The 13,379-nt window shown below is 69.6% G+C and carries 17 protein-coding genes; 7 read left to right on the forward strand and 10 right to left on the reverse strand.

Features of this window, described 5'->3' with window-relative positions; genetic code table 11:
• Nucleotides 1–41: 41 nt before the first annotated feature.
• On the forward strand, nt 42–452 hold the full coding sequence (locus tag P9849_RS06295; protein WP_278268788.1) for a hypothetical protein: 411 nt from the start codon (nt 42–44) through the stop codon (nt 450–452).
• A gap of 9 nt (nt 453–461) precedes the next feature.
• On the opposite strand, the gene P9849_RS06300 is transcribed toward P9849_RS06295, so the two are convergent.
• Nucleotides 462–893, reverse strand: a complete 432-nt coding sequence (locus P9849_RS06300) for a pyrimidine dimer DNA glycosylase/endonuclease V (RefSeq protein WP_278268789.1) — start codon at nt 891–893, stop codon at nt 462–464.
• Between the two features lie 229 nt (nt 894–1,122).
• Here P9849_RS06300 and P9849_RS06305 point away from each other — a divergent pair, with 229 nt between their 5' ends.
• Entirely contained in the window at nt 1,123–1,575 is a 453-nt protein-coding gene (locus tag P9849_RS06305) for a hypothetical protein (RefSeq protein ID WP_278268790.1), read from the forward strand.
• A gap of 22 nt (nt 1,576–1,597) precedes the next feature.
• On the opposite strand, the gene P9849_RS06310 is transcribed toward P9849_RS06305, so the two are convergent.
• Together P9849_RS06310 and P9849_RS06315 are read right to left on the reverse strand one after the other, a co-directional pair.
• On the reverse strand, nt 1,598–2,887 hold the full coding sequence (locus P9849_RS06310) for a DUF6596 domain-containing protein (protein WP_278268791.1): 1,290 nt from the start codon (nt 2,885–2,887) through the stop codon (nt 1,598–1,600).
• The gene (locus P9849_RS06315) at nt 2,869–3,246 is read right to left on the reverse strand and encodes a YciI family protein (protein WP_278268792.1); all 378 of its coding nucleotides are present in this window, start codon (nt 3,244–3,246) and stop codon (nt 2,869–2,871) included. The genes P9849_RS06310 and P9849_RS06315 overlap by 19 nt, the downstream gene beginning before the upstream one ends.
• Before the next feature lie 279 nt (nt 3,247–3,525).
• On the opposite strand from P9849_RS06315, the gene P9849_RS06320 reads away from it, so the two are divergent.
• On the forward strand, nt 3,526–3,765 hold the full coding sequence (locus P9849_RS06320; RefSeq protein ID WP_278268793.1) for a hypothetical protein: 240 nt from the start codon (nt 3,526–3,528) through the stop codon (nt 3,763–3,765).
• A gap of 137 nt (nt 3,766–3,902) precedes the next feature.
• Here P9849_RS06320 and P9849_RS06325 read toward each other — a convergent pair whose 3' ends face one another.
• Nucleotides 3,903–5,015, reverse strand: coding sequence for a dipeptide epimerase (locus tag P9849_RS06325; RefSeq protein ID WP_278268794.1), 1,113 nt, complete (start codon nt 5,013–5,015; stop codon nt 3,903–3,905).
• A complete protein-coding gene (locus tag P9849_RS06330; RefSeq protein ID WP_278268795.1) occupies nt 5,012–5,911 on the reverse strand; it encodes a GNAT family N-acetyltransferase in 900 nt (299 codons plus the stop codon). Before P9849_RS06330 ends, P9849_RS06325 begins: the two co-directional genes overlap by 4 nt.
• Nucleotides 5,912–6,056: 145 nt before the next feature.
• Between P9849_RS06330 and P9849_RS06335 the strand changes: the two genes are divergently transcribed.
• Both P9849_RS06335 and P9849_RS06340 read left to right on the forward strand, forming a co-directional pair.
• Nucleotides 6,057–7,682, forward strand: coding sequence for a helix-turn-helix domain-containing protein (locus P9849_RS06335; RefSeq protein ID WP_278268796.1), 1,626 nt, complete (start codon nt 6,057–6,059; stop codon nt 7,680–7,682).
• Nucleotides 7,683–7,849: 167 nt separating this feature from the next.
• Nucleotides 7,850–8,053, forward strand: coding sequence for a cold-shock protein (locus tag P9849_RS06340; RefSeq protein WP_278268797.1), 204 nt, complete (start codon nt 7,850–7,852; stop codon nt 8,051–8,053).
• 143 nt (nt 8,054–8,196) lie between these two features.
• Here the strand turns inward: P9849_RS06340 and P9849_RS06345 are convergent, their stop codons facing one another.
• From P9849_RS06345 to P9849_RS06365, 5 genes are all read right to left on the reverse strand, one after another.
• Nucleotides 8,197–8,646 (reverse strand): hypothetical protein, encoded by a 450-nt coding sequence (locus tag P9849_RS06345; protein WP_278268798.1) that lies wholly within the window; start codon nt 8,644–8,646, stop codon nt 8,197–8,199.
• A gap of 96 nt (nt 8,647–8,742) precedes the next feature.
• A complete protein-coding gene (locus P9849_RS06350; protein ID WP_278268799.1) occupies nt 8,743–9,309 on the reverse strand; it encodes a GNAT family N-acetyltransferase in 567 nt (188 codons plus the stop codon).
• A 70-nt stretch (nt 9,310–9,379) separates the two neighbouring features.
• On the reverse strand, nt 9,380–10,057 hold the full coding sequence (locus tag P9849_RS06355) for a response regulator transcription factor (RefSeq protein WP_278268800.1): 678 nt from the start codon (nt 10,055–10,057) through the stop codon (nt 9,380–9,382).
• A 17-nt stretch (nt 10,058–10,074) separates the two neighbouring features.
• Entirely contained in the window at nt 10,075–11,226 is a 1,152-nt protein-coding gene (locus tag P9849_RS06360) for a histidine kinase (RefSeq protein WP_278268801.1), read from the reverse strand.
• A 19-nt stretch (nt 11,227–11,245) separates the two neighbouring features.
• Nucleotides 11,246–11,803 (reverse strand): hypothetical protein, encoded by a 558-nt coding sequence (locus P9849_RS06365; protein ID WP_278268802.1) that lies wholly within the window; start codon nt 11,801–11,803, stop codon nt 11,246–11,248.
• A gap of 140 nt (nt 11,804–11,943) precedes the next feature.
• Between P9849_RS06365 and P9849_RS06370 the strand changes: the two genes are divergently transcribed.
• On the forward strand, nt 11,944–12,699 hold the full coding sequence (locus tag P9849_RS06370; protein WP_278268803.1) for a class I SAM-dependent methyltransferase: 756 nt from the start codon (nt 11,944–11,946) through the stop codon (nt 12,697–12,699).
• A gap of 52 nt (nt 12,700–12,751) precedes the next feature.
• A complete protein-coding gene (locus tag P9849_RS06375) occupies nt 12,752–13,360 on the forward strand; it encodes a DUF1349 domain-containing protein (RefSeq protein WP_278268804.1) in 609 nt (202 codons plus the stop codon).
• The last annotated feature ends 19 nt before the right edge of the window (nt 13,361–13,379 follow it).

The raw sequence follows: 13,379 nt of genomic DNA on the forward strand, positions 1-13,379 counted from the left end.
GGGCTCTGGATTTGGCGCGCGGGATGCCGTGTACTGAAGCCATGGAACTCCGGCCCTCCCGCTTCGCCATCGACGCCGAGACCGCCCGCCGCATCGTCGCCGAGGACCCCACGCTCGGAGCACGGCGGGTCCTGGTCGGCCCGGCCGTGCTCCGCAGCGAGGTGCTGTCGATGCTCTATCGCGAAGCCCAGGCGGGACTCCTGGACGACAAGGACGCCAGAGCGCAGCTCACCGGCCTCGCGACCCTCAGGATCCGCCTGCTGGGGGACCGCGTCAGCCGCGCCACGGCGTGGAGGATCGCCCGGCAGCTCGGCTGGGACGACGTCGGACCGGCGGAGTATCTCGCCGTGGCGTCCCTGCAGGCCGACGCCCTCGTGACGTCCGACGAGCGCTTGATCGCCGCCACGGACGGGATCATCCCGGTGTGCTCCTACGAGGAGCTGCTCGCCTGACGCGTGGCCCTACGACACCCGCTCCCACGACTCCACAGGTCCGTCGATCACCGTGAAAAGGGGATGTGGCCTGGGTTCGGACGCCGCCCACCGTTCGGCGTCGGCGGGGCTGCGACGCGCGAGTTTCGCGCCCAAGTGGGCCCATTCATAGGCGATCTGGCCGTTCGTGACAGGGATGGCGCCGTCCGGGACTCCCGGGCGAAGGATGCGGTCGGCGTCGAAACGGTATCCACGAGCAGTCGCCTCGGCCTGGACCGCGCTGAGATACGCGCCGACGGCGGCCAGTGGCTCCGCCGTCGCGCGGAACCGTTCCAGCTGCGGATGGTTCTGATAGCCCTGGGTCCGGCCGGACAGCACGGCCTGGGCGAGCAGCGTCTCCCGCCAGCACGCGACCAGTCCCGCCCGGTCCAACTGGCTGGGGTGCACGGACCAGATCCTCATGCTTCCGACGTCGCCCCGTCCTGACAGGACACGGTGACCGGGGACGAAGGAAGCAGACCGAGGAACATCCCGTCAGCCTATCGGCCATCTGCGGGGGACTCGTGCGGTCCAGCCGCACAACACGTCGGCGGAGCCGTCTCTTGCCAGAGCCACACCATCGGCGGAGAGTAGTGTCGCTGACGAGCGACGACATCGCACAGAAAAATCGCACAGGAAAGCAGGTTCATCGATGGACACAGCCGCCAAGGAACGAGTCAAGGAAGCCCTCAGGGCGCAGGCTCTCTCGGAGAACCGGGCCGTTGGAAGCGACGCCGCAGCGGAACGCTCCGCGGCCGAGATCGACACCAGTTCTCCCATCGAGCCGGACGACCTCTCGCATTCGGATGAGGAGGGCGAATTCGTCGAGCTGTTCGAAGGTGTTGAGGCGCACCAGAAGGATCTCCTGGCGGCCATCGACGCCCTCGATGTGAGCGTGACGGACACGGTGCGCCCGGGCGCCATCGTGGCGTACGGCGGCGACCACTATGTGGTGGGCGTGGCTTCCAGTTCCTTCGACAGCGACGGCGTGAGCTACGAAGGCATCGCCCCCGGGTCTCCCGTGTTCGACGCGATCCAGGGGCTTCACCAGGGCGACAGCTTCACCTTCCGCGGAACGGAGCACGTCCTCGATCTGGTGGTCTGAGACGGTTTGAGACTGCGCCGGTTCACCGGCGCACCGCGTCCAGCTGGGCCCGGAGATAGTCGCGGACGGCGTCATCCCGGGTCAGCCGCAGGGCGTGCTCCAGGCACTCCGCGGCGGCCTCGGGGTGCCCGGCGCCGCGGAGCGCATCCGCCCGGACGACGGCATAGGGCTGAAATCTCTCGCACTCCCTCGGGTGCCCCGCCGAGAGCCGATCGAGGCGGCGCAGCGCCGCGAGTGGGCCGTCCGTTCGCCTGATCACCGCCGCTTCCGCCACCTGGGCGCCCAGCGTGGGCGCCAGCAGCATGAGTGCCGCGTACAGGGTGGCCAGCACGGTCCACTCGGTCCTTCCGGTCCGGGCGCGATCGGCGTGCACCGCCTGGATCGCGGCTTCGAGCTGGAAGCGGCCCGGCGTTCCAGAACCTCCCGCTCCGGCGGTCAGGGCCGAGGCCTTCCGCAGGTATTCCCCTGCCCGGCGTATCAGGGTGGGGTTCCAGGCGCCGGTGTCCTGTTCTTCGAGCGGCACGTACGCGGGTCCGGTGGGGCGCGATGCCAGGAACGCCGCCAGCGCCGCGAGCGACCACGCCTCGGCGTCGTCACCGAGACTGCCGGCGACCACTTCGGCGAGATACAGGCCCTCGGCGACCATCGGCCGGGTGGCGGGAAGGGCCTCGTCGGAGTTCTCGGCGCCAATCAGTGCGGGAATGGACAGGCATCCGTACACCGCCTCCAGGACCGAGGGCAGCCGGGAGGCCAGATGCTCGGGGCCGGGGAGCTCGAACGGGAACCGTGCATCACGGATCCGGCGTTTGGCGCGCACCAGTCGTTGCGCCATGGTGGCGGCGGGGACCGCGAACGCCTCGCCGATCTGCGCCGCCTCGAACCCCAGCACGGTCTGGAGCATGAGGGGAGTGCGGATGTCCTCCGCGATCGCCGGATGGGCGCAGGTCAGCAGGAGCGACAAGCGCTGGTCCGGAAAACCCCCATCGGCCGCATCCATCACCGGCACCTCGATTCCTTCCAGTGTGGCGTTCAGACGGTGCCGTGCGGACTTCCACTCATCCCTTTGCCGGTTGCGCGCCACGGTGAGCAGCCAGCCCTCCGGACTGGCCGGCACGCCGTCCTCAGGCCAGCGCCGCAGTGCCTGCTCGAACGCGTCGGCCAAGGCGTCCTCTGCGAGGAGCAGGTCTCCCGTGCCGGCCGCCAGGGTGGCGAGCAGACGGCCGTACGACGCGCGGGCGGCCAGTTCCGCGGCCGCCCGGGCGTCGCCGTCGGGCTCCCTCAGGGGACCCGGCGTCAGCTGTTCGGCACCCACACGCCGTCCACGGTGTGCGTGGCTCCCGGACGGATCTCGACGCTGCCCCACTGGGCTCCCGGCGCTTGGCGGGCCCAGTCGAGGGCGGCATCCAGATCCGGCACGTTGAGGACGAAGTACCCGCCGAGCTGTTCCTTCGTGTCGGCGAAGGGCCCGTCCTGGACATGCAGTTGTCCGTCCCGGACGGTCACGGTGGTGCTCGCATGGGAAGGCTGCAGGACCTCCGCCGCGAGGAGCACTCCGGCCTGCTGAAGAGTCGCGGCGTAGGAACGCATCGCCTCCTGACCTTGGGCCAGGACCTCCGGGCCGAGTTCCTCAGGGCTCATCTCCGGGTAATGCAGCAACAGGGTGTATCGCATGGTTCTCTCCTCCTTCACTCGATGGTGGCCCTTGGTGGGCTCAGCTACAAGACGATCGGGAGAGTTGTGGATCGACAGCCTTCGAGGATTTCCACAACACCAGCACGGAATCCCGGTCCCAGGGCACCCCGGGATACTGTCGAAGGCAGAGAAGCTCAATCGAGCATGAGGCGACGAGAGGGGAACCGTGGGACATCGGACGGGACATCGGATGAGGACAGGGCGCAGGGCCGCCACGGGACGGAGCGCCGGCAGGAACGCCCAGGCGGTGCGGGCGGTATGAACCGGTTCTTCCGCATCCTGTATTTCGTGATCCTGGCGGCGGCCGTGGTGTTCGCGGTGGCCCGGGACGACATGTCCTTCTGGGGCAGGTTCTTCACGGTGCTGTTCCCGCTGGCCGCGGTCGTGATCAACGAGATCCAGCTCTGGAAGGAGCGGAAGCGTGAAGCGGAGGTCGCGGCTCATGCGGAGCCCGGTCTCGCGAACGACCTGCATCACGCCTACCGTGAGGACAGCTGACGGACACGGCTGACCGGGGCCGACGACGCAGGCCGGCGTCCCAGGCCGGCGTCCCAGGGCGGAGTGCCCTGGGACGCCGGCCCTGAGGCCAGAACGACCGGACTGTCAGAGCGCCTGAAGGCACCCTGCCCGGCGCCTCAGGCCGGGACCTCCCAGCGGTCCACGGTCAGTTCTTCCAGCACGTCCGGATCGACGTCCACGCCGAGGCCGGGCCGCTCGGACACCAGGACCTCCGGGATCCGGAACTCGAGGTTGCCCGGCTCGCGGGTGAACTTGACCGGGCCGGACAGCTCCGTGGACACGATCGCCGGGTGAGCCAGCGCCAGGTGGTATCCGGCCGCCGAAGCGATGCTGGTCTCCAGCATCGAACCCACCTGGACCGAGAAGCCCGCCAGTTCGGCCTGGGTGGCCAGCCGATGGCACGGGGTGATGCCGCCGCTCTTCTGCAGTTTCAGATTCACCATGTCCACGCTGCGGGCCTTGACGAAACGGGCCAGGTCGGCCTGCGACACGACCGCCTCATCCGCCATCAGACGGACCCCCACCTGGGCGCGGATCTGCTCGAATCCGTCCACATCGTCCGCCCGGATCGGCTGTTCCACCCAATCGATGCCGAACGGTTCGAGCTCCCGGATCATCGCGATCGCCGTGGCGGGGTCACCCCAGCCCTGGTTGGCATCCACGCGGATCGCGAGGTCGTGCCCGATCGCGGCGCGCACGGCCCGGACCCGCTCGACGTCGAGCCCGTCGCGGCCGCCCAGCTTCATCTTCAGGTGCCGGAATCCTTCGGTCCGGGCCTCCACGGCCTGGGTGGCCAGGGTGTCGGGGGAGAGGATGCTCATGACGCGCGCGATCGTCGGGTTCTCCGGCTTCCGTCCCCCGAGCAGGGCGTAGACCGGGCGCCCCGCGGCCTTTCCCGCGAGATCCCAGCAGGCGATGTCGACGGCGGCCTTGGCGGAGCCATTGCCTTTCAGTGCCGCGTCCATCCGTTGATGGATCGCCGTGATGTCCCGTGGATCGAGACCGAGGACGGCCGGCAGCAGCAGACTCCGCAGAGCCTCCACCGCACCCCCAGGGGTCTCACCTGTGACGTGCGCTTCCGGCACGCTTTCGCCGAAGCCCACCAGGCCGTCGTCGGTCTCCAAGGTCAGCACGATGCTGGGCATGGTCGCGTACGTGTCGTACGAGACCACGAACGGCTCCTTCAGCGGAACCTCGAGCAGGGAGATGGATGCTGACGTGATCTTCATCGGGCGTTCTCCGGATTCTTGAGCATTGAGGCCTCGGAGGCCAGGGCAGGGGAGAGCCGGTACCAGCCGTCGCGCGTCACGCCGTCGGCGGTCCGGTCCGCCGCGAACGCGGATTCGAAGACCTCCCGCAGTTCGCGTCGCCAGGCTGCGGCAAGGTCCGGGTTCTGCGTGCGCAGGGCCACGATGTCCCTGGGCGCTCGCGCCCACAGAGTGTCGCCGGACCGCAGGAGGTGCGCCTCGCCGTCCGGGCCCGTGGCGAGAACCGTCGAGTCCTCAGCCGGCGGAAGCTCGACGTCGCGGGGCCGGCCTTCGCTGCACGCGACGGAATCCTCGCTCGCGAGCGGCCACACGGCCACCAGGCGGTCACTTTCGTCCTGGGCGTTGATCTCGTCGTCCATGATCCCGTAGAAGTTCCGGGCGTACTCGGTGACGTGCGCGCCGAGTTTGGCCAGGTTGAAACGGGCGTTGCGGCTCACGAGCGGGTCGAACGTCCAGCTCATCGTCTCGATGCCCCGCTCCAGGCACCAGGCCCGCTGGTGCTGCTTGAGGGCGAAGCCCACCCCTTTGTCGCCGATGCCCGGAGCCACTCCGGCGATCAGCGAGTAGCTGCCGTGGTCAGGAGTGACGAGGGCGACCGCTGCGCCGCAGACCCTCCCGTCCGGCAGATAGGCGGTGGAGATGTTGCAGCCCGCGTGCGAGATGCCGCGCAGCACGTCGAAGGGGATGGGAGCGCCTTGTGGGGACATGCCCCAGACCGACACCAGGAGCGCCTCGATCTCACGATGGCGTTCGAGGTCGTGCTCATCACGGAGGGTCACGCCGGCGGCGTCGGCGGCGGTCTGAGCCGCTCTCTGGGCCTGTTCCGTCAACGGGTGGGGGTGGCGAAGTGGTGACATGCTTCCACTCTGGCCGAGGACTTGACCTGACGCTTCAGTGCACAGCACTAAGATCAGAGCAGTTCTTAGTGCTGTGCCACCAAGACCTGCATGGACCCGCAGCACATCTTCAGAACGACATTCACCAGATTCCGGAGGGCAGCTCATGGAGCCGATCGATCGCCGCACCGCTTCGCGTTCCGGTCGGGAACGGTCCGTCCGGGAACTGGCCTCGGTGCTCGACTCGTCCGGCCTGGCCGTCACCTCCTTGGGGCCGGACCGGCCGCTCGTCCTGGCCAGTCCGGTCATCCTGGACCCCTTGGAACCATCACAGTCCGTGCCCGGCGGACTGCTGCTGGGTGTCGGTGTCGCGGCGGACAGTGCCGGCCCGGCACTGCGGGAGGCGGCGCGCGCGGGCTATGCCGCCGTCGTGCTCAAAGAGACGGCGAACTCGGAGGGCCGCCCCGAGGCGATCGCACGCCTGAGCGCTGAGGCGGATGTGGCGGGCATCGCGGTGCTCGTCGTGGAAGGGGAGCTGTCCTGGCGGCAGCTCGACACGCTCCTGGAGTCCGCGCTGGGTGCGGTCGCCGAAGCGGGGGACGCGCCCACGGCTCTCGGCGCCGGAGATCTGTTCGCACTCGCCAATGCCATCGCGGCGATGGTGGGCGGGGCAACCACGATCGAGAACCTCCAGGAGGAGGTCCTCGCCTACTCCACCTTGCCGGATCAGCCCATCGACCTGGACCGTCAACAGGGGATCCTGGGCCGTCAGGTCCCGCACCTTCCGGAGAACGCCGCCCAGTACGCCGCGGTGTTCCGGGCCCGCGGCGCCGTGCGGATTCCCGGCACGGGTGAGGCGCTGGGCCGTCTGGCGGTCGCGGTCCGCGCCGGGAACGAACCGCTCGGCTCGGTGTGGGTGGTCGACCCGGGCGGCGACCTTCCCGACGAAGCAGCGACGGCGCTCGAACGTGGCGCGGACCTCGCGGCACTCCATCTGCTCCGCGCCCGCAGCGGACGCGACCTGGCCCGTCTGCGCCGCGCGGAAGGCCTGCGCCGGCTGATCCACGGCGACGACGACGCCGCGCTCGTGGCGCGCCGCCTGAACCTCGGGCTGCGGCCCCCGTTCGCCGTGCTCGCCTTCGAGGCCGGCCTTCCCGCAGGTGCCGAGGCGGTGACGCTGACCCGCCTGACGGACCTGGTGAGCACCTTGGTCGAGTCTCAGCGCCGGGGGACCTGGTGCGTGGAGGAGGGCGGGGTCGTGTACGCCGTGCTCGGCGAGGTGAGCGCGAAGGACGGGCAGCTGATCCGGACCCTCGCGCGCCGTGTGAGGGACCGTGCGTCGAGGGCGCTCGGCGTGACGCTCCGAGCGGCCCTGGGCGCGTCGGTGGATTCGGCCGCGGCCATCGTCGCGTCACGGCATTCCGCCGACCAGGCGCTGCTGCTCCTGGATCCGGAGGGGGAAGAGGGCTTCGTCCGGGCAGCCGATCTGCACAGTCGGTTGAGCCTCCTCGAGATCGGCGCGTTCCTCCAGACGAAGGAGCGGCTCGTCGCTCCGGCGGCTCAGGAGATGGCGTCCTATGACACCAGCAACGGCAGCGAATACGCCAAGACACTCCTCGCGTATCTCGAGTCGGGCCGTGATTCGGCGCTCACGGCGGCGGCGCTTTCGCTCCACCAGAACACGCTCCGGTACCGGCTGAAGCGGATCCGGGACCTCTTCGACGTGGATCTGAGCCATGCGGACGACGTCCTGCTGCTCTGGATCAGTCTCAGGGCGATGCAGACGGGGTGATGCATCTGGCGCGAACTCCTGTAGACTGGAACTGTTGTTGTGTTTGGCATTTCGTATTTCAGTAATTGCGGTCCCCGGACCGTTCCTTTCTGAAGCATCGGTGGAGAACACCCCACACCGGAGGCCCGAACGTCGGGATCAACCTCCCCTTCAGTGAGGACTGAATTATGGCTACAGGTACAGTGAAGTGGTTCAACGCGGAAAAGGGCTTCGGCTTCATTTCCCCCGATGACGGCAGCCAGGACGTGTTCGCGCACTTCTCCGCGATCAACTCCTCGGGCTACCGCTCCCTCGAAGAGAACCAGAAGGTCTCCTTCGAGGTTCAGCAGGGCCCCAAGGGCCCGCAGGCTGCAGACATTCAGCCTCTCTGAGACTCTCAGTTTCCATCGCAGGGCCGGTTTTCACCGGCCCTGCGGTGTTTTAAGCAGGAAAGCGCGGGGCGGTGCTGCGTCACAAGCGGCGTTCTCGTGAATGCCTCTGGCGTCGTCGCCGGCCGTACCGCTCCTGCGCCGTCCTACTCCCGTGCCGTCGCCCGCCGGACGAGTTCCACGATCTTCGCCTCGACCTCTGGCGTGAGCTTCGTGAGGGCGTACGAGGTGGGCCACATCTCGCCGTCGTCGAGTGTCGCGTTCTCCTGGAAGCCCAGCGTGGCATAGCGGGCCTTGAACTTCTTGGCGTCCTGGAAGAACACCACCGATTTGCCGGCCGCATTCGCATAGCTCTGCATGCCGTACCAGAGCTTGGGACTCAGCTGCGGCGCGTGTTCCAGGACGATCTGGTGGACCTTCTCCGCCAGGACCCGGTCGTCCTCATCCATGGAGGCGATCTTCTCCAGGACCTCGGCGGCCAGTTCCTCCGGTGTCGCCTTGTTCTTGCCACGTGAGGCCTTGACCTCGCGTGAGCGTTCCTTCATCGCGGCGCGTTCCTCGTCGCTGAAGGCGGGGCCGCTGTCCTTCTCTGCCATGCTGGGGTCCTCTCTCGAGTGGGGCCTTTTCAGCCTAGGCGACGGCGGTCCGGCGGGGAACGGTTTCCGGCCGGGCGGGCACGTCCGCGGAGATCCTCAGCGCAGAGGAGAGGCCCTCCACTCGTCCTCCAGCATCGCGTACACGAGCTCCGTGGACCATTCGCCCTTGAACCATTCGTTCTGGACCAGGCGCGCCTCAAGCCGCATTCCGAGCCGTTCGGCCACGCGCGCGGAGGCGGTGTTGCGCTCCTCAAGCCGGGCGACCATGCGGTGCAGGCCGAGCCCGTCGAATCCCAGGCGGAGGATCGCCGTCGCTGCTTCGGTGGCGTAACCGAGCCCCGTCGCCTCGGGGGAGAGGATGTAGCCGACCTCGCCGGAGCGGTGCTCGGCGCTGTGCCAGAAGAGGACGGCATCACCGACCAGCCGGCCCGTCGCCCGTTCCTCGAGGGCCAGGGTGAGAGACTGGCCGGGTTCCGTCAGCTCGGTCCGGCCCCAGCGTCCGGAGATCCGCACGGCGATGTCGTCCCGGGTCAAGGGGCCGTAGGGGACGAAGCGGACCACCTCGGGCCGGGATTTGTACCGCAGCATGGGGTCGATGTCCTCGGCGGTCATGGGCCGCAGCAGGAGCCGGTCGGTGTGGACGGGATATTCGGGGCTCAGCACAGCTCCATGCTAGGCCTCACGGCGCCACGCACGCGGTCGAACGCGCCACCACGTCTGCTTCCCCCGGCGATCAGGACCTCACCAGGGTGATCGCCTGGGCTCGGTCTCGCACAGCGAGCTTGGCGAAGAGCGAATTGATGTGGGTCTTGACCGTCGAGATCCCCAGGAACAGCGTCGCGGCGATCTCGCCATTGCTGAACCCCTCCGCCACGAGTGCCAGGACTTCGGCCTCCCGGCGCGTGAGCTGAGGGAACCGCGTCTGGAGGGCGGCGGCGTCGTCGGCCGCGCGGGGAGGGCTCGACGGCGCGGCGGGGCCGCCCTGGGTGAGGGCCGTGACCAGGACAGCGCTCACCTCCGGGGCGAAGGTGGACTGGCCGCGGGCGACGGCGCGCACGGCAGCGGTGAGTTCGGCCCGTCCGGCATCCTTGGTCAGATAGCCGCGGGCTCCCGCGGTCAGCGCCCGGAGGATCGATGCGTCGTCGGCGAACGTCGTGAGGACCAGGACGGCCGTGTCCGGGAAGTCCGCCGTGATCCTGGCCGTGGCGCCCACGCCGTCGAGGCCGGGCATCCGCAGGTCCATGAGGACCACGTCCGGACGCAGCTCCGCGGTCCGGGCGACGGCCTCCTCGCCGTCCGCCGCCTCGGCGACCACTTCGAGGCCCGGCACGAGGCGCAGCACCGTGACCAGTCCGTCGCGGACGATCGCCTGGTCGTCCGCGACCACGATGCGGATCACCGATTCCTCCACTGCGGCATCCCTTTCTCTCACAGTTCCGCCTCCGCGGTCACGACGAAGCGGTCGCCCTGCACCCCGGCCCGCACGGAGGATCCGGGCCCCAGCCCTGCGAAGCGTTCCCGCATGCCGGTCAGCCCGTAGCCACGGCCGGGGGAGTCTTCGGGGAGCTGCTCCGTGTCGGGGAGGGGGTTGGACACGGTCAGGGTCAGGGCGCCTTGGGCCCAGACGAGCCAGGCCCGGACGGGTTCCCCGGGGGCGTGCTTGCGCGCGTTGCTCAGGGCTTCCTGCAGCGCCCGGAGCACGGCGTCGGCCGCCTGCGACGTCACGGGCCGCGCCGTTCCGGTCGTCGTGAAGTCCACGACCCCGCCGAGCGAGCGGTGAGCCTGAAGGAGCCGCTCGACGCCGGACGTGAGGGACTCCCGCCCCGCGAACCGGACGCCACCGCCGGCGCCGTCCGGGTCGCGCAGCGTCGCGACGGCGCGGCGGGCCTCGCTCAGGCCGTCGGACGCCAGGCGCCTCGCGGCCGCGACACGCTCGGCGGCTTCGGTCTGGTCGCCGGCTTCGAGGAGGGCTTCCGCGGCGTCGAGCTGCAGGACCAGACCGCCGAGGCTGTGAGCCAGCACGTCGTGCAGATCCCGGGCGATCGCGACACGTTCCGCCTCCTGCCGCATGGCCAGCTCGCGCTCCCTCAGGAGTGCCGCCTGCGCCTCCGCCTCCCGGAACTGCCGGCGGCTGAACCCGCCAACAGCGGCGAGGAGCAGGCCGCCCATCATGGTGAGGCTGTCGCCCACATCGGTCGGGTGGGCGATCGCTCCGACGGCGATGGCTCCGCAGCCCAGCACTGCGACCGAGAGCCCGTAGCCGAGCGGGACGCCGACGGTTCCCAGCACGGCGAGCGAACCGATGGCGGCGGGGACGACGGTGAGACCATGGGTCGCGCCCGCCGCGAAGCCCCCGCACAGGACGGCCAGGGTTCCCAGCACGACGGAAAGCACGCCACCCCGCGGGAGGCCGGCGACGAACGCCCGGAGAGCCCACGCGACGAGAGCGATGGCCGCGAGGACAGAACCCCAGAGTGGCCTCGCCGCCGCGCCGGAGGTCCAGAGCGCGTATCCGACCGCGACCGCGCCCAGAAGATTGAGCACCGCGATCGTTCCTCCGGGCCGGATGGTGGTCGTCATGACACCATCATGCGTCAGGTCAGCGGGAGACCGTGGCCGACGCGGGGAGAGCGGCGATCCGCTGGGCGAAGATGAAGGTGCGGGCGGCGCGGTTGGCGGCCAGCATCAGAAGGATCACGCCGGCGGACGTCGCCACATGCGAGCCCGCCATCGAGGCGAGGGCGTCGATCCCGATCCGCACGGCGAGGACAAGGAACCAGAGCACCAGGCCCCAGGCGCCGGTGCGGGATTCGAAAGTGGCGACGGTATTCCCGTCGCGGCTCACCGGGCGCGGAGTGGTGAGGGGCCTGAAGTGCGCCAGACGGCCCATCCAGGCGCCGATGCCGAGCGAGATGATCAGCTCGCCGACCAGCACGGCGAGATCGAGCGGGGAGAGGGCTTCAGGGGAGGCGGACCTCGCCAGCAGGACGACACCGATCACACCCATGATGAGCGGAGTCCGCCACATGGTGGCGAGAGCGATCGGTCGCCAGGTCGTCTGCCGGTAGCCGATCCAGCCGATCAGCGCGAGAGCGAGAAGTGCGTTGCCGAGCATCTGCAGGGACATGGCCGTGCCTTTCAGGATCTGTGCCGGCATGTCTTGCCGGTGATTCCAGCCTCCCGTTTCCGTGTCCCGGCCGGGACCACCCCGGGGTGGAACGGCGGGTGGAGATCCGGGGTGGAGCACGGCTGTCCGCCCCCGCCACGCGGTCCGGACCAGGCTGGCAGGATGGTGGCATGGCTGAGACATTCGATGAACTGATCGCCCTGGGGGAGAACGCCGACATCACGGGCTGGGATTTCGGCTGGCTGGAGGGCCGGGCCACGGAGGAACGGCCTGCCTGGGGGTATGCCGCCGGCCTCGCCGAGCGGCTGGCGACGGCCACTGCGTCCCTCGACATCCAGACCGGCGGGGGAGAAGTGCTCGCCGAAGCGCGCACCTTCCCGCCCGTGGCCGTGGCGACCGAGTCCTGGCCGCCGAATGTCGCGAAGGCGACGGCATTGCTGCATCCGCGAGGTGTCGCGGTGGTGGCGGACCCGGACGAGCCGCCTCTGCCCTTCGCCGACGGCGCCTTCGACCTCGTCACGAGCCGTCACCCCGCCACCATCCACTGGGACGAGATCACCCGGGTGCTGCGTCCCGGTGGCCAGTACTTCGCCCAGCACGTAGGACCCGCGAGCGTCTTCGAGCTGATCGAATTCTTCCTCGGGCCACAGCCGGAGGCCCGTCGTGGACGCCATCACGACGACGAGGCGGCCGCCGCACGGGCCGCCGGACTCGAGGTGACAGGGCTGAGCACCGCCCGGCTGCGCATCGAGATCCACGACGTTGCCGCCGTCGTGTACTTGCTCCGCAAAGTCATCTGGTGGGTGCCCGGCTTCACGGTGGAGAAGTACCGCGACCGCCTGCGGGACCTGCACGAGCTGATCCAGGCGGAAGGTCCGTTCATCGCCCACTCGACGCGTCACCTGATCGAGGCCCGCAAGCCCTGATCCCCTCGGAGGAGGGGTGCGGTCGGAGGCCGAGCCGGGCAGAATGCTGTGCATGACCTCTTTCCTCCTCCCGGGTGTGCCCGATGAGTTCCGTTCCCTGCGTCCCGGGGAAGGGGAAGCGGCCGTCGACGGCGGGACGGTCACCCTCCGCGCGGCCGCCGGAGACGATCTCTTCAACCGGCCCGGCACGGACTCCGTGGTCCAGAGCGCCACGGTCTTCGCGTTCCCCGTGGAGGGCGATTTCACGCTGGAAGCCGAGGTCGAGGTCGACTTCCGGGACAGTTTCGACTCCGCCGTCCTCGTCGGGCATCTCGACGGACTGCAATGGTTCAAGCTCTGCGCCGAACTCGACGAGGTCGGCCGGCCCCGCATCATGTCGGTCGTCACCCGCGACCGTTCCGACGACGCCACCGGCGTCCATCTCCCCGCCGGGCCCGTGCGGCTGCGGATGGCCCGGGCGGGCACCATGATCAGCCTGCACTACCGCTCCGAGGGCCGCTGGGAACTGGCCCGCTACTTCGGATTCCCCCTCACGGGGTCCGAAGGCGGTTTGAAGGTGGGGATCGCTGTCCAGTCACCGCGCGGCGACGGCACGACGGCGACCTTCCGCCACGTCTCGTTCCGCCCCGCAGGCGTCACGGACGTCCGCTCGGGCGAGTGACCGGCAACCGCCAGGAGGG

Origin of the sequence: Arthrobacter sp. Y-9, from assembly GCF_029690065.1 — a bacterium.
Taxonomy (GTDB): domain Bacteria; phylum Actinomycetota; class Actinomycetes; order Actinomycetales; family Micrococcaceae; genus Arthrobacter_E.

Excerpts from the sequence above, each read along its gene's own strand:
- P9849_RS06295 (WP_278268788.1), top strand. The coding sequence starts at position 42 with ATGGAACTCCGGCCCTCCCGCTTCGCCATCGACGCCGAGACCGCCCGC.
- P9849_RS06300 (WP_278268789.1), bottom strand. The coding sequence starts at position 893 with ATGAGGATCTGGTCCGTGCACCCCAGCCAGTTGGACCGGGCGGGACTG.
- P9849_RS06305 (WP_278268790.1), top strand. The coding sequence starts at position 1,123 with ATGGACACAGCCGCCAAGGAACGAGTCAAGGAAGCCCTCAGGGCGCAG.
- P9849_RS06315 (WP_278268792.1), bottom strand. The coding sequence starts at position 3,246 with ATGCGATACACCCTGTTGCTGCATTACCCGGAGATGAGCCCTGAGGAA.
- P9849_RS06320 (WP_278268793.1), top strand. The coding sequence starts at position 3,526 with ATGAACCGGTTCTTCCGCATCCTGTATTTCGTGATCCTGGCGGCGGCC.
- P9849_RS06325 (WP_278268794.1), bottom strand. The coding sequence starts at position 5,015 with ATGAAGATCACGTCAGCATCCATCTCCCTGCTCGAGGTTCCGCTGAAG.
- P9849_RS06330 (WP_278268795.1), bottom strand. The coding sequence starts at position 5,911 with ATGTCACCACTTCGCCACCCCCACCCGTTGACGGAACAGGCCCAGAGA.
- P9849_RS06335 (WP_278268796.1), top strand. The coding sequence starts at position 6,057 with ATGGAGCCGATCGATCGCCGCACCGCTTCGCGTTCCGGTCGGGAACGG.
- P9849_RS06340 (WP_278268797.1), top strand. The coding sequence starts at position 7,850 with ATGGCTACAGGTACAGTGAAGTGGTTCAACGCGGAAAAGGGCTTCGGC.
- P9849_RS06345 (WP_278268798.1), bottom strand. The coding sequence starts at position 8,646 with ATGGCAGAGAAGGACAGCGGCCCCGCCTTCAGCGACGAGGAACGCGCC.
- P9849_RS06360 (WP_278268801.1), bottom strand. The coding sequence starts at position 11,226 with ATGACGACCACCATCCGGCCCGGAGGAACGATCGCGGTGCTCAATCTT.
- P9849_RS06365 (WP_278268802.1), bottom strand. The coding sequence starts at position 11,803 with ATGCCGGCACAGATCCTGAAAGGCACGGCCATGTCCCTGCAGATGCTC.
- P9849_RS06370 (WP_278268803.1), top strand. The coding sequence starts at position 11,944 with ATGGCTGAGACATTCGATGAACTGATCGCCCTGGGGGAGAACGCCGAC.
- P9849_RS06375 (WP_278268804.1), top strand. The coding sequence starts at position 12,752 with ATGACCTCTTTCCTCCTCCCGGGTGTGCCCGATGAGTTCCGTTCCCTG.